This window comes from Haloferax sp. ATCC BAA-644, from assembly GCF_000336975.1.
GTDB classification, from domain to species: domain Archaea; phylum Halobacteriota; class Halobacteria; order Halobacteriales; family Haloferacaceae; genus Haloferax; species Haloferax volcanii.
The window spans coordinates 51,344-76,168 of record NZ_AOLF01000022.1 but is presented as its reverse complement, the minus strand read 5'-3'; the positions used below and the strand labels follow the sequence as shown (position 1 = coordinate 76,168).

The window sequence follows — 24,825 nt, the reverse complement described above, 5'->3', positions numbered from 1 at the left end:
CGACGCGTCGGCGTGAGACGCCCGCTCAGAACAGCAGCGAGTCGTCGTTGTCTATCATGTAGAGCGTCCGCGCGGCGACGTTGACGGCGTGGTCGCCGATGCGTTCGAGGTCGCGCACGGTGAGCAGGAGCCGGCGCACGTCGACGAGGGCGCTTTCGGGGTCGAGGTCGCCGTCGCCCTCGAAGTCGTCGCCGCTCATGAGGTCGCGGACGATGCTCTGGGAGGCGGTGTCGCACATCGCGTCGAGGTCGTCGTCGCGCTCCGCCACGGACTGACAGAGGTCGGTGTCCTCGGTCTCGTAGGCGTCCATCGCCTGGTCGACCATGTCGAGGGCGGCGTCACCGATGCGGCGGATGTCGACTTCCGCGTACACGTCGTTTTCGGCGTCGATGGCGTACTGCGCGAGGTTGGTCGCGAGGTCCCCGATGCGTTCGAGGTCGGTGATGATTTTGAACGACGCCGCGATGAACCGCAGGTCGCCCGCGACGGGCTGTTGGAGCGCGAGCAGGTCGATGCAGTCCTGTTCCAAGTCGAGGTAGATGCGGTTGATTTCGTGGTCGCCCTCGATGACTTCCTGTGCCTTCCGCTCGTCTTTGTCTTCGAGCGCGTCGAGGGCGTACCGGACCCGTTCGGCGGCGAGTTCGCTGAGGTACAACACGTCCTCTTCGAGCTGATTGAGGCGAGATTGGTACGTGTTTCTGGCCATACGTGACGTTCCGACAGGCGAAGTGAAATTCCTTGTGATGGTTTCGGTGGCCGCGCCGCCGATACCACCCGAACGACCGTGTCGGATGCGCGACGGCGGGACGCGGCCGTCGCTCCGCGGGTGCGAATCGAACGTCGCACGGAAGCGACCCGAGGGTCGGGCGAGCGCCGGTGAGCGCGGGCGGCGGAGTTATCCGAACTTGCCGGTGATGTAGTCTTCGACGCGCTGGCTCTCGGGGTTCTCGAAGATTTTCTGGGTGTCGTCGAACTCGACGAGTTCGCCGCCGGTGAGGAAGACGGCGGTCTTGTCGGAGATGCGCGCCGCCTGCTGCATGTTGTGGGTGACGATGACGACCGTGTAGTCCTCGGCGAGCTCCTCCACGAGGTCTTCGATTTGCGAGGTCGCCACGGGGTCGAGCGCCGACGCGGGCTCGTCCATGAGCAGCACCTCGGGGTCGGTCGCGATGGCGCGGGCGATACAGAGGCGCTGTTGTTGGCCGCCGGAGAGGTCGAGCCCGGACTCGTGGAGGCGGTCTTTCACCTCGTCCCAGAGGGCGGCGCGCTTGAGCGACTCCTCGACGACCGCGTCGTAGTCGGCGTCGATGCCCTGAATCTTCAGGCCGTAGACGACGTTCTCGTAGATGCTCTTGGGGAACGGGTTCGGCGTCTGGAACACCATGCCGACGCGGCGGCGGAGGGCGACGGGGTCGACGTCGTCGTCGTAGACGTTCTTCCCGCGGAGCGTGAGTCGGCCCTCGACGCGGGCGACGTCGATGAGGTCGTTCATGCGGTTGATACAGCGGAGGAACGTGGACTTCCCGCAGCCGGAGGGCCCGATCATGGCGGTCACGCTGTTTTCGGGGATGTCCATCGTGATGTCGGTGAGCGCGTGGTCGTCGCCGTACCAGACGTTGATGTCCTCGGAGCTGATGACCGTCTCGACCCCTTGGCTCACCGAGTTCCCCGACGCAGAGAGCCCGTCGCTCACGTCGGTTTCGACGAGCATCTCGTCGTTCGTCGGGTCCTCTGTTCCGTTCATGGCTTGCTGTTCTCCCTCGGGTGCTTTGTCTCTTTGGCTCATTGGTGATGTTCAGGATTCACTTTCGAACTTGTTGCGCAGGACGATGGCGATGGAGTTCATGGCGAGGAGGACCGCCAGGAGGACCACGACGCCCGCCGGGACGGCTTTCGTGTAGAAGTCCTCGCTGGCGAACAGGCTGGACCACGCGTACACCTGCAGGGGCATCGCGCTCACCTTCGAGGTGAGCTCCGTCGGCAGGTTGAAAAGCACGTTCGGCGCGCCGATCATGATGAGCGGCGCGGTCTCGCCGATGGCTCGGCCGAGCGCGAGGATGGTCCCGGTCAGGATGCCGGGGAACGCCTCCGGGAGGACGACGTTCTTCACGGTCTGCCAGCGCGTCGCGCCCATGCCGTAGGACGCCTGCCGCATATCGCTGGGGACCGCGCGAATCGCCTCGCGCGAGGAGATGATGACGATGGGCAGGATGAGGAGCGCGAGCGTCGCGCCGCCGATGAGGACCGTCCCCGTCGGCTGGCCGAGGTAGGTGACGAACACGCCGAGCCCGAGCAGGCCGTAGACGACCGAGGGGACGCCGGCGAGGTTCGAGATGTTCACGTCGATGAATCGGGTGAAGGCGTTGTCGGGGGCGTACTCTTCGAGGTACACCGCCGCGCCGACGCCGAGCGGGAACGAGAGGGCGGCGACCGTCGCCATCAACAGGATGGAGCCGCCGATGGCCGGGTAGAGACCGGCGTTCTCGGCGGTTCCGCTGTGGGCGCTCGTGAGGAACTGCCAGTCGACCCACGACTGCGGGCCGGCGAAGCCGAGCACGTCGACCGCGACCGCGCCGACGAGCGAGCCGCCGATGACGACGGCCGCGAGCAGGAGGCCGATTCGCTCCCGTTCTCGGGTGACCGCCGCGCCGCCGGCGTACGCCAGCGTGGGAACGAACGCGACCGACGTGACGACGGCGGCGGCGTTGGCGTCGACGCCGAGCGTCGGGCCGACGACGGCCGCGAGGCCGGTCAAGAGGAGCGCGGACGCGCCCGCGGCGAGGCCCGCGGTGGTGTCCTCACGGATGCGGGCGACGTACTGGCCGACGGCGACCGCGGCCACGCCGCCGAGGACGAGCGTCAGAATCACCCAGTCGGCGGGGACCACGGGAAGTTGGCGGACGATTTCGGGAATACTGTGGAAGTAGCCCGGCACGCCGACGAGCGAGAGGACGAACGCGGCCCCGGTCGCGGCGACGCGGAGGGTGAAGGAAATCCGCTGTTCGTACTTCGTCAGGACGACGACGAGCGCCGCCGGGACGAGGAGGCCGACGACGTACGAGAGGCCGGTCAGCGGCGGAACGATGTCGACGAAGACGATGGCGACGCCCCCGCTGAACAGCAGGAACACCGCGAGCATCCCGACGACCATGCCGCCGAGTTTGAGCGCCGGCACGTTCCGGCGCGCGAGATAGCCGCCGACGACCGCGGCGGGGACGACGAGCGTCAGGAAGAAGGTGAGATGCCAGCCGGGGTCGGCGGTGAGCGGGCGAATCGCGTCGTTGGCGACGTAGACGAGGAGGACCGCGAGCGTGACGATGCCGAACATCGTCGCGGCCAACAGCAGATACCGGAAGACGGTCCCGGTGGTTCGGCTAACCTGTCCGAAGCCGTCGATGTAGCCGGAGTCGGTGTCGGTCGCCATCTCAGTACGCCTCCCGGTAGCGCCGCGAGACGTAGTCGCTGATGACGTTCATGACGAGCGTGATGACGAACAGCACGAGGCCGATGGCGAACAGGCTGCGGTAGGCCAGCCCGCCGCCGGTGATGTCACCGGTGAGAAGCTGGACCATGGCGGCGGTCATCGGCAGCGCGCCTTCGAGGTACGACGCGGGGTTGAGCGGGTTGAGGAACTTCGCCTGCGCGCCCGCGGCGACGGTGACGGCCATCGTCTCGCCGATGGCGCGAGAGAGCGCGAGGATGAACGAGGAGAAGATGCCGGACAGCGCGGCGGGGACGACGATGCCGGTGGACACGTCGAACTTCGTCGCGCCCATGCCGTAGCCCGCCTGCCGGAGTTCGTCGGGGACGGCGGACATCGCGTCCTCGCTGATAGAGGCGACCATCGGGATAATCATGATGCCGACGACGATGCTCGCAGACAGCATGTTGAACGTCCCGATGCTGGGGAAGACGACTTCCAGCGCCGGGGTGATGTAGATGAGCGCGAAGAAGCCGTAGACGACGGTCGGGACGCCGGCGAGGATTTCCAGCGCGGGCTTGAGAACCGACCGAGCCTGCGCGCTCGCGTACTCGCTGAGGTAGATGGCGGTGGCGACGCCGAGCGGGAGCGCGATGATGGCCGACCCGATAGTGACCATCAGCGTCGAAGACACGAGCGCCAGCACGCCGAACTCTTGGCTGTGTATCTGCCACGTGGTTCCGGTGAGGAAGTCGACGATAGAGGCCGTCTCCCCCGCGACACCCATCAGCGGGGCCGTCAGCGTGAAGAACTTGGCCGCCTCCGTGATGAGGAGTCCGACGATACTGAGGGTCGTCACGACGGACAACGCCGCGCACAGGAAGAAGAACGACCGCGTCAGTAGCTCACGCGGCGCGTTCTCCGTGTTCCGCGTGAGGTCGGTTTCGAGGTCATCTGTGCTCATTGGTTGGATTGAATCGTGGTGTATGAAAAAGCGCTTCGTTAGCTGATTCTGTCGAGAAAGCGGTTAGTTGGCTTCCTCGATGGCCGCGTTGAGGGTGTCGAGCATCTCCTGTTGCTCGTCTTCGCCCAGCGGGACGTAGCCGACCTCGTCGGCGACGATTTCGCGGCTGGTGGAGTTCTCCATCCAGTAGCGGGCGAACGCCGCGACGTGGTCCTCCGCGAGCGACTCGCGGGCGGGGTAGGTAAACAGCGGGCGGGAAAGCGGGTTGTACTCGCCGGACAGCGCGGTGTCGAGCGACGGTTCGACGAACTCGCCGGCGTCGTTCTCGATGGCGACCGCCTGCACGGCGTCGGTGTTCTCGCTGTAATACGCGAAGCCGAGGTAGCCAATCGCGTATTCGGAGCCTTCGACGCCCTGGATGATAGTGCGGTCCTGCTCGGTCGCGGAGTAGTCCTGACGGTGGCCCGGGCCCTCCTCCCCGATGATGGCCTCGATGAAGTAGTCGTAGGTACCGGAGGCGTCGGTGGGACCGTAAATATCGATTTCCTCGTCGGGCCACTCGGAGTTGACGTCCGACCACGTCGTCGGAGTCGACTCGGCCGAGAAGATGGTCCGGAGCTGTTCGACGGTGAGCCCCTCGCCGATAAAGTCGTTGTCGTTGTTGACGATGACGGTCAGCGCGTCGGTTGCGACCTTGAGTTCGACGGGCGTCACGTCGTTGTCCTCGCACTGCGTCTCTTCTTCGCCCTTGATGGGGCGCGAGGCGTTGTTGAAGTCGGTCTGCCCCGTACAGAAGTAGTTCGCGAAGCCGCCACCGGAGCCGGTGGACTGGAGGTTGATGTTGACCTCCGAATGCTCACTCTGGAAGCGCTCGCCCACCGCGGTTGCGAGCGGGAACACCGTCGAGGAACCGGCGATGTCGATGGTTCCCGAAAGCTCGTTGCTCCCGTCGCCCGACGAGTCCGTTCCCTCGGAGTCGCCGCCGGAGCTCCCGCCCTCGCCGCCGGTGTTGTTCTCGGTACACCCGGCGAGTCCCGCGAGACCGGTCGCGCCCGAGGCAATCAGGAACTTACGCCGCGAAAGAACGCTGTCCGAGTTACGCGTCATCGATTTTGAGGAGCCGATTTTTCCGTAAATACTCTGCTATGACGACTATATAGTGATACATTCCGGTATGTCCCCAAGGGATGCTAGCGTGTAACAAGAGCGGAGTAAAATCGACGAAAACAGCCGATTACCCCATTCATGGCCGTCTAGTGCGCGAACTTTCTCCGACGTGTCAGAAAACGCGGGGCGCTCGGGGCGACGGACGCGGCGCAAAATGACTACTGAGTGGGCGGCAGTTCGCGCTCGAATCGGCACGAGTCACGTTCGGTCGCGCTTATCACATAAAAACGAACCCCAATATATAGACATAGACAGTTTTATTGTGGATTGAGAACCACCCACGGACATGGTCGAAACCCGAAAGGTGCAGGTGACGGGCGGTTCCACCTACACCGTCTCGATTCCCAAAGACTGGGCGACGGACAACGGCGTCTCGGCGGGGAGCGAAGTCGAGTTCTATCCGGAGGGCGACTCGCTGTTCTTGACGCCCCGTTCCGAGGAGGAACGCACCGAGGGCACCCTCGACATCGCGACCCTCGAAGGCGACGAACTCACGCGCGCCGTCATGACGATGTACGTGAGCGGGTTCGACATCATCGCGCTGGAGAGTTCGCGCATCACGACCGACCAGCGCCGGACCATCCGCGAGGCGACCCAGAGTCTCGTCGGTCTCGAAGTGCTCGAAGAGACGCGCGACCGGGTCGTCATCCGCGACCTGCTCGACTCCTCCGAGCTCTCCATCCACAACGCGGTCACTCGGATGCGACTCATCGCGCTTTCGATGCTCGAAGACGCCATCGCGGCCATCGCCGAGCAGGACGACGACATGGCCCGCGATGTCATCCAGCGCGACGACGACGTCGACCGCCTCTGGATGGTCGTCTCCCGCATCTTCCGGGCGACGCTCCGGACCCCGAAGGCCGCAGAAGAGCTCGGCCTCCCCCGCGAAATCTGCTTCGACTACCAGTCCGCCGCCCGGCAATTGGAGCGCATCGGCGACCACGCGACCAAGATTGCCCACCTCTCGTTGAACTTCGAGGAGCCCGTCGACGGCGAAATCGTCGAGGCGATTCAGGAGCTGTTCAAGGAAACCGAAAGCGTCGTCAACGGCGGGATGGACGCGCTGTTCGCCGAGGAAAGCGACGAGGCGAGCCGCCTCGCCAACGAGTCTCGCGAGGCCGTTCAGGCCATCGACGCCAGCGCCCGCGGCATCGACGAACTCCTCCGGGACCTCGACCCGGCGCGCGCGCAACTGCTCGGTCTCATCGTCGACTCCGTCTCGCGGAGCGCCGACTACGGCGGCAACATCGCCGAAACGGCGCTCCAGAAGGCCGCGCCGACGCCCTGACCGGCCGACCCGCCGCGTCGGGTCGCACGATTCGATTCAGCACCGTCCAGTTCCGTTTTCGACTTCGACCAATCGCGCCCGTGAGCGACGGCCGCGCGGCTCGCGGGAGTAAAACAGTCGAGCCGCGCCGAAACGACGACGCGGGGAGAGAGAGTTACTCGTCGTCGACGACGACGGCGTTGACCTGTCCGTCCTGACCGGGGCGGGAGGTGACGCGGGCGCGACCGGCGCTCGTGTCGATGATGGAGCCCTTCGTGATGATGTTCCGGCGGGCGTAGTTGACGTTCGACGGGTTGTCGACGACGCCTTCGATGTCGGCCTGCGTCACGTCGGCACCGTCTGCGACCTGCGCGACGTTCGTCGAGAGGGCGCGGAGCTTCTCGTTGTTGCCGCGGGAGTCGATAATCTGGAACCGGGGCTCGCCGACCGTCGTGGCGGCGGGTTCGCGGCCCAGCTGGTATCGCTTCTTGTTTCGGGACGGCTTGCGCCGACCGCCGGTCCGCTTCCGCTTGGAGCGTCCTTGGTCCTTCATACGGGGTAAAAACCTCGGTGACTACTTGAATCGCTCGAATCGGTGCTCGGCGGAGACGGGTGCCACCACGTCGCTCGGAGGCGGAGGCAACACAAACCGTTTAGTTCGCCCGCGCCCGCCGTCGAAGCGATGAGTCTCGACGTCACCGTCGCCGTCCCCTTCCGGCAACACGGCTCGACCCGCCTCGGCGAGGGCGAGTTCGTCGTCGCCCTGTCGCTCGACCGCGACTGGTTCTCCCCGGACCAGGCCAAGCGCCTCATCGACCTCGCGGCGGGTCGCGGCCTCGTCGAGCGCGACGACGGCGAGGTCGTCGCGACGTTCGACCCCGCCGACGTACAGATTCCCGAGGAGTTCGAACCCGACGCCGCCGTCCTCCGCGAGCAGTCGGCGTTCGAGCGGGTTCTCGACGCCTGCGTCGCCGCCGGCGTCGAAAAGCAGGCCGCCGTCGCCGGCATCAACGAGCGACAGTCGCGCCTCGGCGTCACCGCCGAGGCCGCCGCGGTGCTGTTCGCGCGCGCGAACGACGTGAACGTGGACGACGCGGCCGAGAAAGCAAAGCGGTCGCTGGCCGAGTAGCGCCGGCCAGTCGTTCCCTTCTCTCCGCCCGCCGCGAAGCGATACCCCGAAACCGTCCGGGCGCGAACGACCGGCATGGTCGTCGATTCGCTCTCCGACGGGACACGCATCGCCCAACTGCTCGCCTCGGAGGCCACGGGCCACGAGGACGCCTTTTCGGTTCTCTCCGTCGTCGATTCCGACCCCGACGTGGAACCGACCGACGACGGCGCGCTCGCCTACGCGGTGGCCGCCGAGGGCGAACGCGTCGCCGAGGTGTACGTCCAACCGGACCGCGCCCGCGTCGAGTTCCTCGCCCATCCCGACGTGACCGCCGAGGCCGCCTCCGAGGCGGGGCTTCGCGTTCGCCCGAAGGCGGTCCGCCCGCCGCGGACGCTCGTGTTCGTCGAGGACGGCGCGCAGGTGAAGTGGGCGCTCCCGGCGTTCCGTGCGCTGGTCACGGCGCTCGGAGCCGAGGAGCGAGAGGAAGACCGAGAATAGACGCTCTCGCGCGACCGGTTCAGAGGTCCGCGAGGAGCTTCGGAAGCTCGGCCGGCAAGTCGTCGTGGTGGATATGTGCGATTGCTCGCGGGTCGGGGTCGTCACAGCCGTCGCCGAGCACCTGCACCGGAAGCAGCCCGGCGTCGTGCGCGCCGGCGATGTCGTGGTGGACGCTGTCACCGACGTAGACGGTCTCTTCGGGGGCGGTTCCGAGGTCGTCGAGCAGGGCGTCGAACGCCCGCCCGTCCGGCTTGCCGGCGGGGAGCGCGCCCGTCACGAGGGCCGTATCGAAGTGGTCGCGCCACCCGAGTTTGTCGATTTTCGCCTCCTGTGCCACGACCGGGCCGTTGGTGAGGAGACCGACGCGGTAGGTCGTCCGCAGGCCGGCGAGCATCGCCTCGACGCCCTCGACGGGGACGACCGCGTCGGTGATTCGCTCTCGGTACGCCGTCGCGACTCGTTCCGGGTCGACTGGAGAGCCGTGCTCGTCGAGGAGCGCCTCGAAGATGGGCTCGCGCGTCTCGCGCGTGAGGTTCTCCTGGTGTGCCCGGAGGTACGCCTCTCGGGTCAGCGGGGGCGCGCCGGCCGCCGCCGCCGCCTCCGAGAGGATCGTCTCGCGGTCCCGCGTCGGAACCGCGAGTGTGTAGTCGAGGTCGAACCCGACCGCGCTGACAGACATCGTCGGTGAAGCGTTGGCAACGGAGCGGTATGAGCGTGCCGGGACCTGTCGAGGGGGCGACCCGTCGCACGCCGGTTCTCCCGGTCCCGTCGGGGTGACTCCCGCCGCCGACGACAACCACTATACTCGTCGGCGACGACGCCGAGATATGACCCTCGACCCCGTCCATGTGGACGACATCGCGTCCATGGCGAGCTCCATCGCTGACTCGGTCGACGACGCCGACTACGACGACCTCGCGCGGACGGTCTGGGAATCGTGGCTCGACCCTCTCGAATCGCCCGACGGAGGACTCCCAATCGTCGAGCCGCTCGGCGAAAAACGGCTCCACGCCGCGGATATCGACGACGTGGCGCTCACGGAGTCGCCGTTTCCGACCGTCCACGGCCTCGACTCGGGAACCATCAACCCGACGACGTTCAAAAACGGACTCGTCCTCGACGTGGCCCACGCCGCGATGGCCGCCGAGCCGTCGGACCTCGACCTCCACCGCCACCGCTCTATCGTCATGGCGGCGCACACCCACGACCCGGTCCAGTTTTTCGACACCGACGAGTGGCTCCACTCCGACGAGGGCTACGGCCGACGGCGCGTGCTGAGCGTCCCGCGGGTCAACCGCTACGCCGAGGGCGTCGTCCACGCGCTCGCGCTCTACCTCGCCGAGAGCGCCCACGCGCTCGAACACGCCGACGCCGTCTCCGACCTGCTCATCCTCGACGGGCCGGTGTATCCGAAGGAACTCCTGAACTGGCGCGACCGCGACGCCGAACTGAAGGACCTCGCGCGCGACGCGAAGCCGAAGGCCGTCGTAGAGAACTACGTCCGACTCGTCGAGCGCTTCGTCGAGCGGGACGTGCCCCTCGCCGGCTTCGTGAAGAACCCCGGCGCGAAACACGTCGTCCGCACGGTCAGAACACAGCTCGACGGAAGCGACGCCGGCAGGCGGCCGTGGGTGGACGACGCCGCCTTCTTTGTCAGCCTGCTCGAACGCCGCGAGGGAGCCGACGGCGACGAGCGTCGCACCGACGAACTCACGTTCACGAGCTGGTTCGTCTCGCGCGGCGGGTCGGACCGCCAACTGAGCGCCGAGGGCGAGGCGTTCGGCATCGAGCGGAAGCTCGACCCCGAGGCGTACACGGTGACGTTCTTCGTGCTGTACGACCCCCGAACCGACGTGTGCTACCGAGTCGAAGCGCCCTACGCGTTCACGAAGGACCCCGACCGCCGCGCCGACCTGATGCACCACGTCGTCCGCGACGTGGCCGCCACGCGCGGGCCGCCGCTGGCGGTCGAGAAGGCCGACGAACTCGCGCGGGTGAGCGTCGGTGAGAAGGCGGCGCTCAGGCGCAAACTCTCCGATAAGCTCGATTCGGACCAGATGAAAAGCTACGACAACATCCGCTGGGTCGACGCCGACGAGTGAGGCCGTCCCGCTGGAGGGCGCAAAGCGAGCCGACTACCCGCCTCAGAGCGACGTGTCTCCCTCGGGAGAGCCCTCGTCGGCGGAGCGGCCCGCCGCGTCGGGCTGTTCGTCCTCCGGCGTTCCCTCCTCTTCGGGCCTGACGACCTCGACCCGCACGTCGTCGGCGGGGACGCCGACTCGGGCGAACTGCGTCTTGACGTGTTCTTTCGCCGCCGACAGCGCCTGCTCGCGGGTGTCGAAGCCGCGGGGGAGCGGCGTGTCGAAGGCGACGCGAATCGTCCGCCCGTCGATTTCGGTCTCCGAGCCGCCGCTTTCGACCTCGTAGAACTCGTCGCAGACCCAGACGTAGGGGGCGTCCTCGTCCGGCGCGCCGCGGTAGGTCGGCGCTTGCTCCCCCCGCTCGAATATCGTGCCGGTGAGTGCCGTGCCGCCGCCGTGACCGCGGACCAATAACATAGCCGGGCTAGGTGCGCGACACGGAAAAGTCGTACGCGACGCCCCGAGACCGCGGGATACGGGACCATCAGACACGGGACTGAGAGCCGCCGCCGACGCGTGGCTTTTTACTCGCCGCCCGCAAGCGTTTGAACATGACCGACCTGGGGGATTTTAGCGACTTCGCCGGCGACGACCCCGACGACACGTCCGACCCGAGTCAAGCGGACCGAGGAGCGGAAGCCGCCGGAAACGGGCGCTCCGAACCCGCCTCGGAGGGCGGGAACGCGGCCGACGGGGACGGCGTCGGTGGCGACGGCGTCGAAACCGACCCCGGCCACCGCGACGACGACGGCTCGACAGGCGCGACCGCTTCGGCAGGCGCGACCGACGACGCGGACGACCTGCGGTTCGACGACTACGACGCCGACCCCGTCGGCGACGAGCGGGGCGTCGGCGCGATTGCGGTCTCGCAGGGCCTGCGCGTGTCGGAGGACCCCGAGCGGACGGCGCTCCGGGCGTTCGTGACCGCGGGCAACCGCGAGCGCGTCCGCCTCGGGAAGTACCTCGTCGTCCCCTACCCCGACGACGAACTGCTGTTCTGCCGCATCGTCGGCCTGGAGTACGCCCAGGAGTTCCAGGCCGACGACGCGACGGAGATTCACGCCCGCCGGGCGATGCGCCGCCCCGCCGACGAGTTCGAGGAGCGCGATTTCAAGTTCATGGCCGAACTCGAACCCATCGCCGTCCTGTTTTCCGACGGCGGCGACCTCAAGCGCCGGATGGTCGACCGCGTGCCGAAACCGCAGGCGACGGTCGGTGAGGCCACCGACGCGACCCAGATTAAGACCGGCCTGAAGATTCCCGAGGCGGGCGTCTTCCTCGGCCACCTCTCGGTCGGCGGCGAGAAGGTCCGGACCGCGGCCCGGCCGCCGACTATCGACTACCGGCTGAACGACGACTACACCGACGGCGACCCGCTCGTGTTCCGCCACACGCTCGTCGCCGGCGGCACCGGGTCGGGAAAGACCCACGCCTCGAAGAACATCCTGCGGCAGTACCTCTCGGAGGAACGGAGCTACGAGATGGACGACGGCCGCGAGGTCCAGACCGCGGTCGTCCAGTTCGACCCGCAGGACGAGTACGCCCAGATGCACGACGACAACCCCGACATGGACGCCGAGACGGCCCGGCGCTACGAGCGCGAGGGCGTCGCTCACGGCGGCCACGAGGATACGGTCGCGCTCGTCCCCAAGATGGCCGGGTCGTCGTACCCCGGCGAGAACCACCGCGCCGAGCAGTTGGAGTTCACCATCCCCTTCTCGATGGCTCGGGACCTCCCGTGGCTCGTCGCCGGCAGCAGCCTCAACGACAACCAGTATCCGGCGCTCACCGAACTCCTGAACCGCTTCTTCCGGAACTACGGCGATTCGGGGACGTACAAGGAGTTCCTGACGTTCCTCGACGACCCGGCGCTGAAAGAGGAGCTTCACGAGTCGGGGCGGGTCCACGAGGCCACCTTCGACGCGGTGAAACGCCGAGTTCGCGGCGTGCCGAGCGGCGTCTTCGACCAAGATGCCCGGCCGATAACCGACCTCGACCACCAGCTCGTCCGCCCCGGCGGGCTGACGGTCGTGCCGACCTACCACCTCTCGTCGAGTCGGGCGAAGGAGCTGTTCGTCCTCGCGGTGTCGGCGCTGCTCATCGACGACAAGCTCTCGAACGACCCGTCGAGCGACCGCATCAAGGAGACGCCGGTCGTCCTCGGGATGGACGAGGCGCACAACTTCCTCACCGACGCCGACTCGGTGCAGGCGCGGAAGGTCATCCAGAAGTTCACCGAGGCGGCCAAGCAGGGCCGCAAGGAGCGACTCGGGCTGTTCCTCATCACGCAGGACCCGCAGGACATCGCCGACCCGGTGTTCAAGCAGGTGAACACGAAAATCGTGCTCAACCTCGGCGACGAGGACGCCATCAAGAGCGTCAACATCCCGCCGAACCTCGAAGACAAGGTGCCGTACATGGAGAAAGGCCAGATGGTCGTCTACTCGCCCGACAACTCCGAACCCGTCGAACTGACGGGGCTTTCGACCTGCGTGACGCGACACGGCGACTGAGCGCCCCAACGCGGCGCGGCGGGCGGATTTTTAGCCCGCGACCGAGTAGGCCGCGACATGGCCGAACACGTGCTCGTCCCAATCGACGGGTCGCCGCAGTCAGTCGCCGCGGTCCGCTTTGCCGCCTCGGAGTGGCCCGACGCCGAACTCACGCTGTTGAACGTCATCAACCCCGCCGACGCCGATTACAAAGAGCGGGCGCTCAGCGGCTCCGAGGAGTGGTTCCAAGCGGAGAAACGAAAGGCGAGAGAGACGTTCGCCGAGGTGAAAGCCGAAGTGGGACTCGTCGACGCCGACAGGCCGGTCACCGACCGCATCGAGGTCGGCAGCCCCCAGAAGCTCATCGTCGAGGTGCTCGACGACGACGCCGGCTACGACCACGTCGTGATGGGCAGCCACGGTCGGACGGGGGTCTCGCGCATCCTGCTCGGCAGCGTCGCCGAGGAGGTCCTCCGGCGGTCGCCGGTGCCCGTGACTATCGTGCGGTGAGTCCGAACGGGACCGCGTATCCGACCCCTCGGTAACACCGGCGTCACCTAGTGAGGCGATGATATGAGTCCTGCGAGCACACCGGAATCGGCCGGTTCGACCGGATTGCAACGCCCTATTTCCGTGCCGTCCCTGGGCGGCAACCGATGGAATTCACAGAGGTCGTGACGACCCGCCGCTCTATCCACGAGTACGCCGACGAGTCGCTCGATGACGAGACGCTCCGGACGATATTCGAAAACGCCGTGCAGGCCCCGTCGAGCTACAACCTCCAGCCGTGGGAGTTCGTCGTGCTGCGCGAAGACGAGACACAGCAGCTGCTCCGCGAGGCGGCCTACGACCAAGACCACGTCACCGGTGCCGCCGCGTCGGTCATCGTGCTCGGCAACAAGGACCCCGAAGCGCACGCCGAGACCGTCACCGACGACATGCTGGAGAAAGGCTATCTGCCGAGCGAGGAGGTCCGCGACGGCATCCTCGACAACATCGCCGGCATGGCCGACCTCCCCGAACAGGAGCGCCGCGTCTGGACCGTCCGCTCGACGTCGCTCGTCGCGATGTCGCTCATGTACGCCGCGTGGGACGAGGGCGTCGCCTCCTGTCCCGTCGGCGGCTTCGACGCCGACGCCGTCCTCGACGCGTTCGACATCGACGGCGAGCGGTACGAACCCGTGATGCTCCTGACGATGGGGTACCCCGCCGAGGACGCCGACGAACTGCAAGCGGAACGCAAGTACCGCCGCCCGGTCGACGAGGTCGTCCACTTCGAGAGCTTCGAGTCCGAACAGTCGGCTGACCCTGCGACCGCCGACGACTGAGGTCTCGACGCCGCCGCTCCCGGCGACGCTTTTGTGCCGCGGAGCGCGCTTCCGAGGCCGACGCCGCCGAAACGTAGATGAAACACGAAACGCGGAACGCCGACCGCGGACCTAGAAAATATTTGCCTGCTGGTAGACGCTGATGCCCTCGTTCGTGAGTTCGTAGGGCTTGGTCTCCCGGGAGTGGTTGGCGTCGCGTATCTTCTGAATCTCGATTGCGAGTCGTGTCTCCCGGAAGTCGTCGCCGCGGACGTACTGGAGGACGAACACGGCGTCCGAGAGGTACTCGACGATACCGTGGCGGGAGACGTACGGCGTCGATTGGTCCGCCTCGGAGGTGAGCATCGTCGTCACGCCGGCGTCCTTCAGCGACCGCGTGAAGTTGAACACCTCGCTGCGGCGCTTCGAGGGGTGGTCGTACATCATCTCCAGAAGCGAGACGGAGTCGAGGACGAGTCGGTCTGCGCCGAACTCCTCGACCAGCCGCGGGAGGTCGTTGCGGATGCTCGACAGGCTGTTGGCCATCTCCACGGGGTCGAGGTCGACGACGGCCAGTCGGCCGTCGCCCTCGTACGTCGAGAACTCCCAGCCCTTCTCGTCGGCCGTATCGAGGATGCGCTCGCGGCTCTCTTCGAGCGTGATGTAGACGCCGCTACCGCCGTCTTCGAGGGCTTTCCGGAGGAATTGTAGCCCGAACGTCGTCTTGCCGGTCCCGGCGCTCCCGATGGCCACCATCAGCGACCGTTTGGGGACGCCGCCGAGAATCATGTCGTCGAGCCCCTCGATGCCGATATCGATGCGGTCGATGTCGGAGTCGAGCTCCTCGTCGTCGAACGTCGGGGAGTCAGACCCCTCGGGACCGGAGCCGGGAACGGGACCGAATCCGAAATCGTCGTCGGACGAGTCGCCGCCGAACCCGCCGCCGGCGTCGGGCATCGGCGCGTTGTTGAACGCCGTGGCGAAGTCGGTCGAAAACGGGTCGTCGTCGCCGTCGAGTGGGTCGTCGTCGCGTGAGTCGTCGCCCGTACTGTCCCCGAACGGGCCGTCACCGGACGACAGCGGCTCGTCGCGCTCGTCGGCGGCGTCGACCCCTTCGCTTTCGGTCCCGAACTCGGCTCCCCCCGTCACCGACGAGTCCGGCGCGTCCGACTCCGCGGCCGAACCGCTGTCCGCGTCGCCTGCGTCGGTCTCGCCGTCGTCGGGTTTGCCGTCGTCACGCTGCTCGCTTTCCTCGGGGTCCGCGTCGTCTGCGTCGGTCTCGCCGTCGTCGGTCTCGCGGAGTGCCCGTTCGAACCAGTCGTCGTCGTCACTCACGGGAGCCACCACCGAACGACAGCGCGGCCGGCGTCCGTGCCTGCCATCACCACATGGTGTGTCGGCGTCGTGATGAACGTTTCCCGTGCGCGGAGCTACCACGCAGCGTCACCGGGGGCGGCGAGCCGAGAGGCGTCGGGACGAACCGAGCGAGCCGAGACCGGACGACGTGACGGTGGGCTTTTGCCCGGGGGCGTCAAACCGCGGGGCATGAAGGTCGGCATCGTCGCACAGAAGGGCAACAGCCGGGCCGCGTACCTCGCCGCGGAGACGAGCGAGGCGCTCGCCGAGGTCGACGCCGAGGCCGTCGTCGACGCGGCGACCGCCGAGGAGTTGGGCGTCGAGGGCACGCCCGTCGAGTCGTTCGACGACTGCGACCTCGTGGTGAGCATCGGCGGCGACGGAACGTTTCTCTACGCCGCCCGCGGTGCCGACGGCGTTCCCATTCTCGGCGTCAACCTCGGCGAGGTCGGCTTCCTGAACGCCGTCTCGCCCGCCGACGCCATCGACGAGGTGCTGGCCGAAGTCGCCGCGTTCCGTGAGGGGGGCCAGTCGGTTCGAGAGGTCCCTCGCATCGTCGCCAGCGGCGACGGCTGGGAGATGGACCCGTCGATGAACGAGGTCGTCGTCCACGGCCCTCGGCGGGGTCACGGCGGCGGCGCGGACCTGGAAGTCCGCGTGGACGGCTCGCTGTACTCCGGGAGCCACGCCGACGGCGTGCTCGTCACGACGCCCGCGGGGAGTTCCGCCTACAACCTCAGCGAGGGCGGCCCGCTCGTCCACCCCGGCGTCGAGGGACTCGTCGTCACCGAGATGGCGGCCGACGAGGGGATGCCGCCGCTGGTCGTCCCTCAGGGAGCCGCCGTGAGCGTCACCGTCACCGGCGCGGCGTCGGCGGTCGTCGTCGGCGACGGGCGGACCCGGCGGACGGTATCGCCGCCGACGGAGGTTCGCATCGAGCGGTCCGACTCGCCGGTTCGACTCGCCGGGCCGACCTCCGACTTCTTCGAAGCGCTCGGCAAGCTCGACTGACTGCGCCGCCGCCGACTACTCCGCGAGTTCTCGCTCCCGCTCTCGTTCTCGTTCGCTCTCGTCGCCCGCCGCCTCGGCCCGGGGCAGCGGCGTCCAATCGATATCGACCACGTTGTCGGCCCGCTTGCGGAGTCCGGGGCGGGAGACGACCTCGAACGTCCGGTTTTCCGTCTCGCGGGTGAAAAGCGAGTGCGCGAGGACGTTCGCCACGTCGGCGCGGGGGATGCTCCCGCGGACGGAGTCGCCGCCCTCCCCGACGACCACGTCGCCGGTCGCGGGGCCGTCGGTGAGCGCGCCGGGCCTGACAATCGTGTGGTCGAGCGGCGCGTCTCGGAGCCGGTTCTCGCTTCGTTCCTTCGCCGAGAGGACGCCCGCCGCCGTGAGAAGCGCGCGGAGCGACAGCGGGAGGCCGCCCTTCGAGTCGCCGACGCCGATGGAGGACGTGAGAACGAAGCGCTGTGCGCCGGAGGCGGTCGCGGCGTCCACGAGGTTCACCACGCCCGCGCCGTCGACGAGGTCGCCGCGGATGGTTTCGAGCCCCGCCGAGACGCCGACCGCGGAGACGACGGCGTCGGCGTCGAGGACCGCCTGACGGGCGTCGTCGGGGTCGAGCAGGTCTCCGACGACGACTTCGTCCGCGCCGCGCGCTCTGAGCTCCGACTCGGCGTCGGCGTCGCGGGTCAGCGCCCTGACGACGAGGGGCGTCTCGGCCAGCGCGTCGAGGACGTGTCGGCCCGTCCGACCCGTCGCACCGGCGAGGAGGACGCGACCGCGATTGCGTGCCATACCCGCGCATGGTGGCGCGGCTCAATAACCTTCGGGAACGCGTCAAAAGTCCGGGTCGGCGGTGAATCGAAACGTCGCGTCGGAGGGTTCGCGCGCCCTGTCGGCTCCTTACTGGCCCCAGTTGGCGACGACGCGCGGGCGCTCACCGACCGGGAGCACGTCGATGTCCTCGTCGGCCGCGCCGCGCGCTTCGAGGGCCGCCTTCGCGGAGGCGTACGTCGAGAAGTAGCTGACCTCCTCTTCGACGCAGTCGATGAGCGTGTCGCGGTCGCGGGAGACGACGAAGTCGAAGTCGCCCTCGCGGAGCATCGTCAGGAAGTCGTCGACGTCCCCGGGCGTGAGCACCTCGTAGTACTCGTCGAAGGCGTCGAGCAGTTCCTGTCCGGCCTCGCTGTCGGCGTCGGGGAACTCGGGGTCAGCGAGGTCGACGTAGACGGTGCCGTCGGACGGAATCGGGTCGTTAGCCGCCGACTGGGCCTTCTCGTAGGCCTTACCGAACGAGGTGGCGGTGCCCATGACCTCGCCCGTGGACTTCATCTCCGGGCCGAGACGCGGGTCCGAACCCGGCAGGCGGTCGAACGGGAGGACGACCTCCTTAACCGACACCTGCTCGGGAATCTGCTCGCTCACGTCGAGGTCGGCAATCGAGTTGCCGGCCATGACCTTCGCCGCGAGCTTTGCAATCGGGACGCCCGTCGCCTTCGAGACGAACGGGACGGTGCGCGAGGAACGGGGGTTGGCTTCGAGGACGTACACGTCGTTCGAGCCGTCCTCGTTCTGCTTGACCGCGAGTTGGACGTTCATCAGGCCGACCGTGTCGAGCGCGCTGGCGATGTCTTCGGTGACCTCGCGGACGCGGGCCATCGTCTCGTCGTCGAGCGAGCGCGGCGGAATCATACACGCGGAGTCGCCGGAGTGGACGCCGGCGGCCTCGACGTGTTCCATCACGCCGCCGATGAGGACGTCTTCGCCGTCGGAGACGGCGTCCACGTCGAGTTCGACGCCGTCGGCGAGGAACTCGTCGATGAGGATGGGCTTGTCGGGGGAGACGCGAACGGCCTCCTCGATGTACTCCTTGAGGTCCGCGTCGGAGTGGACGATTTCCATCGCGCGGCCGCCGAGGACGTACGACGGGCGAACGAGCACGGGGTAGCCGAGGTCGTTGGCGAGGTCGAGCGCCTCCTCCTCGCTGGTCGCGGAGCCGCCTTCGGGCTGGAGGATGCCGAGGTCGTCCATCAGGCGGTTGAAGCGGTCGCGGTCCTCGGCGAGGTCCATCGCGTCGATGGTCGTGCCGAGAATCTCGCAGTCGACGCCGCGGCGGTCGAGTTCGGATTCGAGCGGGTGGCCGATGTTGACCGAGGTCTGCCCGCCGAACTGGAGCATGACGCCGTCGGCGTCGATGGCCTCGATGACGTCGGCGACCTCCTCGGCCGTGATGGGCTCGAAGAACAGCCCGTCGGAGGTGTCGTAGTCCGTCGACACCGTCTCGGGGTTGTTGTTGACGACGTGCGCGTCGATGCCCATGTCGCGGAGCGCCTGCACCGCGTGGACCGAACAGTAGTCGAACTCGACGCCCTGCCCGATGCGGATGGGGCCGCCGCCGACGACGACGACGCTCTCCATGTCGCGGTCGACGCGGAGTTCGTTGCCCGCCGAGTCGCCCTCGAAGGGCCCGCGGAAGAACTCGGGCTTGCGCGCGGAGTAGTAGTACGGCGTCTGCGCGGCGAACTCGCCGGCGCAGGTGTCGACCTGCTTGTAGGTGCGGCCGGGGACGTTCTGTTCGACCTCTCCGACGCTCGTGCCGGTCGCCGCGGCGATGCTGGCGTTGGTGTGGCCGGCGGAGGCGGCGGCGGCGAAGTCGCCCTCGGCGGCGGCCTCGACCGCCTCGACGACGCGGCCGAAGCGCTCGACGTACCACTCGTGGATGTCGGTCAGTTCGACCACGTCTTCGGTGGTGTAGCCGCGCTCGAACGCCTCGAAGATGGCGTACGGGCGGTCGGGCGTCGGCGTTTCGAGGTAGTCGGCTTCGAGTTCCTCGTCGGACACCTCGTCCCAGTCGGCGGCGGGGTCGTACTCGGACGACCGCAGCGCCTTCAAAAGCGACTCCTCGAAGGTGCGCCCGATGGACATCGCCTCGCCGGTGGACTTCATGGCCGTCGAGAGCTCGAAGTCCACGTCGGTGAACTTGTCCTTGGGCCACCGGGGGACCTTCGTGACCACGTAGTCGATTGCGGGCTCGAAGGCGGCGGTGGTCTCGCCGGTGATTTCGTTGGTAATCTCGTGGAGGCGCTTGCCGAGGGCGACCTTCGCCGTGACGCGGGCGATGGGGTAGCCGGTCGCCTTCGAGGCGAGCGCGGAGGAGCGCGAGACGCGCGGGTTCACCTCGACGACGCGGTACTCGCCGCCGGGGGTGCCGTCGTCGTGCCACGCGAACTGGATGTTACAGCCGCCCTGAATCCCGAGTTCGCGGATGACGCCGAGCGCGGCGTCGCGCATCTCCTGGTGGCCCTCGTCGGGGATGACCTGCGAGGGCGTGACGACGGTGGACTCGCCGGTGTGAATCCCCATCGGGTCGATGTTCTCCATGTTGCAGATGATGATACACGAGTCGTCGGCGTCGCGCATCACCTCGTATTCGAGTTCGACCCACCCGGAGATGGACTCCGTGATGAGGACTTCGCTGTTGCGCGAGAGGCGGAGGCCCTTGCGGACCCGGGAGACGAGTTCGTCCATCTCGTGGACGACGCCCGACCCGGAGCCGCCGAGCGTGTAGGTCGTCCGCGAGATGACCGGGAGGCCGCCGACGGCATCGACGGAGGCTTCGACGCGCTCTTCGAGGGCTTCCTCGGTGATGTTCTCGACCGCCTCGTCTTCCTCCAGCGAGATGGTCGTCGACTTCGGGACGGGCTGGCCGATTTTCTCCATGCGCTGGCGGAACAGGTCGCGGTCCTCCGTCGCGTAGATGGTGTCGAGCGGCGTGCCCATGATGTCCACGTCGAACTCCTCTAAGACGCCTTCCTCCGCGAGTTCGGCCGTGACGTTGAGTCCGGTCTGCCCGCCGAGTCCGGCGATGACGCCGTCGGGGCGCTCGCGTTCGATAATCTCGGAGATGGCCTCGGTCGTGATGGGTTCGATGTAGACCTTGTCGGCCATCTCGGGGTCGGTCATGATGGTCGCGGGGTTCGAGTTGACGAGGACAACTCGCGCGCCTTCCTCTCGGAGCGCGCGGCAGGCCTGCGCGCCGGAGTAGTCGAATTCCGCCGCCTGTCCGATCTGGATTGGGCCGCTTCCGATGAGCAAAATCGTCCGGTCCTCCGTGCCTTCCTGAGGGCCGGTCGAGGTGTCCTCGTCAGTCATCGTCGGAATCCAATCCGCACATCGTAATAAGTCCGGCGAAAAATTACGAGGTCCGAAACTCGATTGCGAATTTCGAAAAGCTCGTCGAACGACCGTATCGCGGCCGGGGAAGGCTTTTGAGGGGAATCCGAGTAGCGGCTACGCATGCCCGCGGTATTCACGACGCCGCCGCCGCTCGACGCCGGAGACCGGGTCGCGGTCGTCGCGCCGTCGCGCCCCATCGACGAGTCACAGCTGGACCGTGCGTGCGCGCGACTCCGCGACGTGTTCTCGCTCGACCCCGTCGTCTTCGAGTCGGCCCGACGCGACTGGGAGTGGCTCCGGGACAACCCGGCGGGGCGCGCAGAGGACGTGATGGCGGCCTTCGAGGACCCGTCGATACGCGGCGTCATCGCGGTCACCGGCGGCGACGACCAGCTTCGAATCCTCCCGCATCTCGACCCGAGCAGACTGACCGCGTCGCCGACGCGGTTTTTCGGCTTCAGCGACAACGACAATCTCCGGCTGTTCCTCTGGACCCACGGCGTCGTGAGCTACGGCGCGACGCTCCACCCGACGCTCACCGTGGACCCCGAGCTACACCCATACGTCGAACGCTACCTGCGGCGCGCGTTCTTCGAGCGCTCCATCGGCGTCGTCGAGCCCGCCCCGGAGTGGACCGACGACTGGTTCGACTTCGACACCGAAGAACCGCGGGAGTGGCGCGACAACCCGGGTCGGACGTGGCGGGGCGACGAACGCGTGACCGGTCGGCTCTGGGGCGGGAACTTCAGCGTCCTGAAGTGGCATCTCCAGACCGACCGCTACCTCCCGGACCCCGACGAACTCGACGGGGCGGTGCTCGCGCTCGAAACCTCGGAGGACGTGCCGCTCCCCCGCGAGGTCCGGTACACGTTGCGGTCGATGGGCGAACGCGGCTTGTTAGAACGATTCGACGGCGTCGTGGTCGGTCGGCCGCGGACGTACTCGCCCGAACTGGAGTGGGAGCCGCCGGCCGACTACGGCGCGCAACTCCGCGCGGAGCTGCTGTCGGTCCTCGACGCGTACAACCCCGACGCCACGGCGGTGTTCGACGTGGAGTTCGGCCACGCCGACCCGACGGTGCCGCTCCCGCTCGGCGCGAAGGCGACGCTGGACCCGGCGGTCGAGCGGCTTCGAATCGACTGAAAAGCGGGGCGTCCCCGCCCGAGCGCTACACGTACGGCTCGGGGTCGAGGTCGCGCTGGGCGCGGTACTGGTCGACGAACTCGCCCACGTCGAACTGGAGCATCTTCGACTCGAACTCCGAGACGACCTCGTCGTCGTCGGCGTGGCTGACGGCGTGTTCCATCAGTTCCACGACGAGTTCGACGATGATCTCGTGGAGCCTTCGAGAATCGAAATCGGTTACCCAGACGATGCCCGCGCCGAGTTCGCCGTCCTCGGACACGTCCTCGGAGACGACGGCCTCGGGGAACTCCTCTAAGACGATACCCATGAGGTGGGCCGTCCCGAACTCGGGCATGTCGTCGCTCGTGGTCTCGATGGTCTCCTGGAGGATGTCGACGAGGAACTCCGGGAGGAAGCGGTCGGGCGGGTGGACGTCCATGACGACGGCGTGGCTGTCGCCGCACGGACAGTCGAACTCCCGTTTGCCCAAGTCGAGTTCCCGGACGCGCTTCGTCTCGCCGCAGGGGAGGTCCAAGACGGCCCCGCGGCCGCCGGGAACGCTCGGTTCAGACATACCCGTGGGTTGCGGTTCTCGCCGTTTAAACGTCGCGTTCTTCGGAATCGGCGCGAGCGAAAAACGAGTCGCGGACCGTCGGTTGCGGTCGGTCGGTCCGTCGGACTGTCGCGAAAAACGGCGGTGAGTCGGGCGAAACCGCCCGTCGGCATCCCCTCAGCGACGGCCCGAGACGTAGACGATGGGGCCGACGACGAGGAGCGTGATGCCGAGGAACATGTAGTGGGGCTTGGCCAGCGTCACCGGGGTCAGAAGGAAGATGAGCCCGAACAGCGTGGCGTTGATGCCGAGGACGTGCCGGGACTTCAGCGGCAGCGTTCCGACCGTCGACAGGACGAACACGAGCAACAGCGCCTGCCCGATGTTGTAGTCGAGCAGGAAGGTGTCTACGAGCTGAAGGGGAAGCATTCTTGTTTTCTCGGTCGGTTCGAATCGACTATCAAAGTTCCGTTATTCTCGTTGGAAACCGGCGGTCGAACCCCCGATATTGGGGCGACCGGGCGGTCGGTGCGGCCCCGGGAGTCGGTGAACGCCGCTGTCGGTGCGGGTGACGCCCGACGGACGGGGGCGCGCTACTCGGCCGGACCGGTGATGTCGAGCGGGCGAATCCACCCGTACCAGACGATAACGACCATGCCCGCGTAGCCGAGCGTGAACACGACCATCCCGAGGTCGTTGTAGCCGGCCTCGCCGAGGAGGCGTCGCGCCACGCCCGGGAGGACGATGCCGAGCGTCACGACCGCCGCGAGGAGGAGGTTCCCCCGCGACAGAAACGACTGCTTCATCTCGCTCATGAGCGGGACTCGGGACCGAGGCGACGTGAATCGCACGGTTCCGAGAGCGACCCCGAACCCCCGTCCCGACGCGTCCGAATCGCTCGACTGCGCGCCCACGGCACCGAAAACCTATATCGTCCCCCGACGCACCGCGGGTATGCACCTCCGTCCCCTCCCCGAGGAGCACCGCGAGACGTACCGCGAGTTCCTCAACTACGCCTTCCGGCCCGAGAACGGCCCCGACTGGTCGGACGAGCGACTGCCCGACCCGGAGAGCTACCGCCCGCGGGGGTTCTACGACGCCTCGCCCGACGCGCCCGTCGAGGACCTCGACGCGGCCGACCTGCGGACGGTGTGCGCCTTCTACGACTTCACGGCCCGCGTCCGCGGCGAGTGGCACCCGCTCCCCGGTATCTCGGCGGTCGCGTCACCCCCGGAGGCGCGCCGACGGGGCCACGTCGCCGCGATGCTCGACGCCCTCCTCGCGGAGTTCCGCGACACCGACCGATATCTCTCGGCGCTCTGGCCGTTCGAGTACGCCTTCTACCGTCGGTTCGGCTGGGCGACGGCGAACAACTACGCGAAGACGACGGTGCCGCCCGACGAGCTCGGGGCGGTCGCCGCCGACCCGGTCGGGAAGTTCGTCCGACTCGACGCCGACGACTGGGAGCGAGTCAAAGCCGTGTCCGCGGCCGCGGCGACCGAAGACCTCGCGGTGGACCGAAGCGAGGGCTGGATTCGCCACCGGCTGTTCCGCGGGTGGGGCGACGACCCGTTCGTCTACGGCTGGGAGCGAGACGGCGACCTCCGCGGCTACGTCGTCTACGACGTGACCGGCGACTGGGAGTCGCGGACGCTGTCCGTGGACGAACTCGTCGCCGCCGACGCCGAGGCCCGCGCGCAGCTGTTTCGGTTCCTCCGGGACCACGACTCACAGGTCGACGAGGTCGTCCTCTCGTCGGAACACGAATCGACCCGGCTCATCGACGACCTGACCGACCCGCGGGCGGCGACGGTCGAACTCAAGCCCGGCCCGATGGTCCGCATCGTGGACGTGCCGGCCGCCCTCGAAGCCGTCTCGTTCCCCGCCGACGCCGCCTGCGACCTCGTCCTCGCGGTCGAAGACGGCCGGTGCGACTGGAACGACGGCTCGTTCAGCCTCATCGTCGCCGACGGCGCGGCGAGCGTCGAATCGGTTGGCCGCGACGCCGACCCCGACGCGACCGTCGAAATCGGGGCGCTCTCGCAACTCCTCGTCGGCGCGCGGGCCGTCGAGGCGCTCGCTCGCACCGACCGCCTCTCGGTCGCTGATGCGGAGGCGGTCGACGCCCTCGCCTCGGTGTTCACAGAGCGGGACCGCTACCTGCGCGAGGGGTTCTGAGCGAGCGGAGCGTCGAATCCGACACCCGGCCGGGTCGGGTTTTTTCTCACCGGCCGCCGAAGTCCGG

At 67.8% G+C, this 24,825-nt stretch carries 24 protein-coding genes; 10 read left to right on the top strand and 14 right to left on the bottom strand.

Features of this window, described 5'->3' with window-relative positions:
• Positions 1-25: 25 nt before the first annotated feature.
• The 5 genes from phoU to C458_RS10470 all read right to left on the bottom strand — a co-directional run bounded on the left by phoU (position 26) and on the right by C458_RS10470 (position 5,492).
• Positions 26-706, bottom strand: coding sequence for a phosphate signaling complex protein PhoU (phoU, locus tag C458_RS10490; protein ID WP_008575545.1), 681 nt, complete (start codon positions 704-706; stop codon positions 26-28).
• A 189-nt stretch (positions 707-895) separates the two neighbouring features.
• Positions 896-1,744: a phosphate ABC transporter ATP-binding protein PstB gene (gene pstB / locus C458_RS10485; protein WP_008575542.1), complete on the bottom strand. Its 849-nt coding sequence runs from the start codon at positions 1,742-1,744 to the stop codon at positions 896-898.
• Positions 1,745-1,795: 51 nt separating this feature from the next.
• Positions 1,796-3,424, bottom strand: a complete 1,629-nt coding sequence (gene pstA / locus C458_RS10480; protein WP_008575540.1) for a phosphate ABC transporter permease PstA — start codon at positions 3,422-3,424, stop codon at positions 1,796-1,798.
• Position 3,425: 1 nt separating this feature from the next.
• Positions 3,426-4,385 (bottom strand): phosphate ABC transporter permease subunit PstC, encoded by a 960-nt coding sequence (pstC, locus tag C458_RS10475; protein ID WP_004062589.1) that lies wholly within the window; start codon positions 4,383-4,385, stop codon positions 3,426-3,428.
• 63 nt (positions 4,386-4,448) lie between these two features.
• Positions 4,449-5,492 (bottom strand): PstS family phosphate ABC transporter substrate-binding protein, encoded by a 1,044-nt coding sequence (locus C458_RS10470; protein WP_008575537.1) that lies wholly within the window; start codon positions 5,490-5,492, stop codon positions 4,449-4,451.
• 346 nt (positions 5,493-5,838) lie between these two features.
• Between C458_RS10470 and C458_RS10465 the strand changes: the two genes are divergently transcribed.
• Positions 5,839-6,840 carry a phosphate uptake regulator PhoU gene (locus tag C458_RS10465; protein ID WP_008575534.1) on the top strand — a complete coding sequence of 334 codons (1,002 nt, stop codon included), beginning with the start codon at positions 5,839-5,841 and terminating at the stop codon, positions 6,838-6,840.
• Positions 6,841-6,994: 154 nt separating this feature from the next.
• Here C458_RS10465 and C458_RS10460 read toward each other — a convergent pair whose 3' ends face one another.
• Positions 6,995-7,372: a 30S ribosomal protein S8e gene (locus C458_RS10460; RefSeq protein ID WP_004042262.1), complete on the bottom strand. Its 378-nt coding sequence runs from the start codon at positions 7,370-7,372 to the stop codon at positions 6,995-6,997.
• A 129-nt stretch (positions 7,373-7,501) separates the two neighbouring features.
• On the opposite strand from C458_RS10460, the gene C458_RS10455 reads away from it, so the two are divergent.
• Together C458_RS10455 and C458_RS10450 are read left to right on the top strand one after the other, a co-directional pair.
• The gene (locus tag C458_RS10455; RefSeq protein ID WP_008575532.1) at positions 7,502-7,948 is read left to right on the top strand and encodes a DUF2240 family protein; all 447 of its coding nucleotides are present in this window, start codon (positions 7,502-7,504) and stop codon (positions 7,946-7,948) included.
• Between the two features lie 75 nt (positions 7,949-8,023).
• Complete coding sequence (locus C458_RS10450) at positions 8,024-8,428, top strand: hypothetical protein (RefSeq protein WP_008575530.1); 405 nt, start codon at positions 8,024-8,026, stop codon at positions 8,426-8,428.
• 19 nt (positions 8,429-8,447) lie between these two features.
• Here C458_RS10450 and C458_RS10445 read toward each other — a convergent pair whose 3' ends face one another.
• Positions 8,448-9,107 (bottom strand): HAD family hydrolase, encoded by a 660-nt coding sequence (locus C458_RS10445; RefSeq protein ID WP_008575528.1) that lies wholly within the window; start codon positions 9,105-9,107, stop codon positions 8,448-8,450.
• A 148-nt stretch (positions 9,108-9,255) separates the two neighbouring features.
• Between C458_RS10445 and C458_RS10440 the strand changes: the two genes are divergently transcribed.
• Positions 9,256-10,530, top strand: coding sequence for a DNA double-strand break repair nuclease NurA (locus tag C458_RS10440; RefSeq protein ID WP_008575526.1), 1,275 nt, complete (start codon positions 9,256-9,258; stop codon positions 10,528-10,530).
• A gap of 42 nt (positions 10,531-10,572) precedes the next feature.
• On the opposite strand, the gene C458_RS10435 is transcribed toward C458_RS10440, so the two are convergent.
• On the bottom strand, positions 10,573-10,986 hold the full coding sequence (locus C458_RS10435) for a hypothetical protein (protein ID WP_008575525.1): 414 nt from the start codon (positions 10,984-10,986) through the stop codon (positions 10,573-10,575).
• Between the two features lie 134 nt (positions 10,987-11,120).
• Here C458_RS10435 and C458_RS10430 point away from each other — a divergent pair, with 134 nt between their 5' ends.
• The 3 genes from C458_RS10430 to C458_RS10420 all read left to right on the top strand — a co-directional run bounded on the left by C458_RS10430 (position 11,121) and on the right by C458_RS10420 (position 14,389).
• Complete coding sequence (locus C458_RS10430) at positions 11,121-13,082, top strand: ATP-binding protein (protein WP_008575522.1); 1,962 nt, start codon at positions 11,121-11,123, stop codon at positions 13,080-13,082.
• A 57-nt stretch (positions 13,083-13,139) separates the two neighbouring features.
• Positions 13,140-13,571 carry a universal stress protein gene (locus C458_RS10425; protein WP_008575518.1) on the top strand — a complete coding sequence of 144 codons (432 nt, stop codon included), beginning with the start codon at positions 13,140-13,142 and terminating at the stop codon, positions 13,569-13,571.
• A gap of 146 nt (positions 13,572-13,717) precedes the next feature.
• Entirely contained in the window at positions 13,718-14,389 is a 672-nt protein-coding gene (locus C458_RS10420; RefSeq protein ID WP_006601371.1) for a nitroreductase family protein, read from the top strand.
• Between the two features lie 111 nt (positions 14,390-14,500).
• Here the strand turns inward: C458_RS10420 and C458_RS10415 are convergent, their stop codons facing one another.
• Complete coding sequence (locus C458_RS10415; protein WP_008575514.1) at positions 14,501-15,703, bottom strand: KaiC domain-containing protein; 1,203 nt, start codon at positions 15,701-15,703, stop codon at positions 14,501-14,503.
• 210 nt (positions 15,704-15,913) lie between these two features.
• On the opposite strand from C458_RS10415, the gene C458_RS10410 reads away from it, so the two are divergent.
• Positions 15,914-16,735, top strand: a complete 822-nt coding sequence (locus tag C458_RS10410) for an NAD(+)/NADH kinase (protein ID WP_008575512.1) — start codon at positions 15,914-15,916, stop codon at positions 16,733-16,735.
• 15 nt (positions 16,736-16,750) lie between these two features.
• Here the strand turns inward: C458_RS10410 and C458_RS10405 are convergent, their stop codons facing one another.
• Both C458_RS10405 and carB read right to left on the bottom strand, forming a co-directional pair.
• On the bottom strand, positions 16,751-17,521 hold the full coding sequence (locus C458_RS10405; protein ID WP_008575511.1) for an SDR family oxidoreductase: 771 nt from the start codon (positions 17,519-17,521) through the stop codon (positions 16,751-16,753).
• Between the two features lie 108 nt (positions 17,522-17,629).
• Positions 17,630-20,878, bottom strand: coding sequence for a carbamoyl-phosphate synthase large subunit (carB, locus tag C458_RS10400; protein ID WP_008575509.1), 3,249 nt, complete (start codon positions 20,876-20,878; stop codon positions 17,630-17,632).
• 144 nt (positions 20,879-21,022) lie between these two features.
• On the opposite strand from carB, the gene C458_RS10395 reads away from it, so the two are divergent.
• Positions 21,023-22,045: a S66 peptidase family protein gene (locus C458_RS10395; RefSeq protein ID WP_008575507.1), complete on the top strand. Its 1,023-nt coding sequence runs from the start codon at positions 21,023-21,025 to the stop codon at positions 22,043-22,045.
• A gap of 25 nt (positions 22,046-22,070) precedes the next feature.
• Here C458_RS10395 and C458_RS10390 read toward each other — a convergent pair whose 3' ends face one another.
• The 3 genes from C458_RS10390 to C458_RS10380 form a co-directional block, all read right to left on the bottom strand.
• Positions 22,071-22,601: a DUF5815 family protein gene (locus C458_RS10390; protein WP_008575505.1), complete on the bottom strand. Its 531-nt coding sequence runs from the start codon at positions 22,599-22,601 to the stop codon at positions 22,071-22,073.
• Between the two features lie 156 nt (positions 22,602-22,757).
• Complete coding sequence (locus C458_RS10385) at positions 22,758-23,009, bottom strand: hypothetical protein (protein WP_008575502.1); 252 nt, start codon at positions 23,007-23,009, stop codon at positions 22,758-22,760.
• 164 nt (positions 23,010-23,173) lie between these two features.
• Positions 23,174-23,395 (bottom strand): hypothetical protein, encoded by a 222-nt coding sequence (locus C458_RS10380; protein ID WP_008575500.1) that lies wholly within the window; start codon positions 23,393-23,395, stop codon positions 23,174-23,176.
• 139 nt (positions 23,396-23,534) lie between these two features.
• On the opposite strand from C458_RS10380, the gene eis reads away from it, so the two are divergent.
• Complete coding sequence (gene eis, locus C458_RS10375) at positions 23,535-24,758, top strand: enhanced intracellular survival protein Eis (RefSeq protein ID WP_008575498.1); 1,224 nt, start codon at positions 23,535-23,537, stop codon at positions 24,756-24,758.
• Positions 24,759-24,825 lie beyond the last annotated feature (67 nt).

Coding starts and splice junctions, on each gene's coding strand:
- phoU (WP_008575545.1), bottom strand. CDS start 706: ATGGCCAGAAACACGTACCAATCTCGCCTCAATCAGCTCGAAGAGGAC.
- pstB (WP_008575542.1), bottom strand. CDS start 1,744: ATGAACGGAACAGAGGACCCGACGAACGACGAGATGCTCGTCGAAACC.
- pstA (WP_008575540.1), bottom strand. CDS start 3,424: ATGGCGACCGACACCGACTCCGGCTACATCGACGGCTTCGGACAGGTT.
- pstC (WP_004062589.1), bottom strand. CDS start 4,385: ATGAGCACAGATGACCTCGAAACCGACCTCACGCGGAACACGGAGAAC.
- C458_RS10470 (WP_008575537.1), bottom strand. CDS start 5,492: ATGACGCGTAACTCGGACAGCGTTCTTTCGCGGCGTAAGTTCCTGATT.
- C458_RS10465 (WP_008575534.1), top strand. CDS start 5,839: ATGGTCGAAACCCGAAAGGTGCAGGTGACGGGCGGTTCCACCTACACC.
- C458_RS10460 (WP_004042262.1), bottom strand. CDS start 7,372: ATGAAGGACCAAGGACGCTCCAAGCGGAAGCGGACCGGCGGTCGGCGC.
- C458_RS10455 (WP_008575532.1), top strand. CDS start 7,502: ATGAGTCTCGACGTCACCGTCGCCGTCCCCTTCCGGCAACACGGCTCG.
- C458_RS10450 (WP_008575530.1), top strand. CDS start 8,024: ATGGTCGTCGATTCGCTCTCCGACGGGACACGCATCGCCCAACTGCTC.
- C458_RS10445 (WP_008575528.1), bottom strand. CDS start 9,107: ATGTCTGTCAGCGCGGTCGGGTTCGACCTCGACTACACACTCGCGGTT.
- C458_RS10440 (WP_008575526.1), top strand. CDS start 9,256: ATGACCCTCGACCCCGTCCATGTGGACGACATCGCGTCCATGGCGAGC.
- C458_RS10435 (WP_008575525.1), bottom strand. CDS start 10,986: ATGTTATTGGTCCGCGGTCACGGCGGCGGCACGGCACTCACCGGCACG.
- C458_RS10430 (WP_008575522.1), top strand. CDS start 11,121: ATGACCGACCTGGGGGATTTTAGCGACTTCGCCGGCGACGACCCCGAC.
- C458_RS10425 (WP_008575518.1), top strand. CDS start 13,140: ATGGCCGAACACGTGCTCGTCCCAATCGACGGGTCGCCGCAGTCAGTC.
- C458_RS10420 (WP_006601371.1), top strand. CDS start 13,718: ATGGAATTCACAGAGGTCGTGACGACCCGCCGCTCTATCCACGAGTAC.
- C458_RS10410 (WP_008575512.1), top strand. CDS start 15,914: ATGAAGGTCGGCATCGTCGCACAGAAGGGCAACAGCCGGGCCGCGTAC.
- C458_RS10405 (WP_008575511.1), bottom strand. CDS start 17,521: ATGGCACGCAATCGCGGTCGCGTCCTCCTCGCCGGTGCGACGGGTCGG.
- carB (WP_008575509.1), bottom strand. CDS start 20,878: ATGACTGACGAGGACACCTCGACCGGCCCTCAGGAAGGCACGGAGGAC.
- C458_RS10395 (WP_008575507.1), top strand. CDS start 21,023: ATGCCCGCGGTATTCACGACGCCGCCGCCGCTCGACGCCGGAGACCGG.
- C458_RS10390 (WP_008575505.1), bottom strand. CDS start 22,601: ATGTCTGAACCGAGCGTTCCCGGCGGCCGCGGGGCCGTCTTGGACCTC.
- C458_RS10385 (WP_008575502.1), bottom strand. CDS start 23,009: ATGCTTCCCCTTCAGCTCGTAGACACCTTCCTGCTCGACTACAACATC.
- C458_RS10380 (WP_008575500.1), bottom strand. CDS start 23,395: ATGAGCGAGATGAAGCAGTCGTTTCTGTCGCGGGGGAACCTCCTCCTC.
- eis (WP_008575498.1), top strand. CDS start 23,535: ATGCACCTCCGTCCCCTCCCCGAGGAGCACCGCGAGACGTACCGCGAG.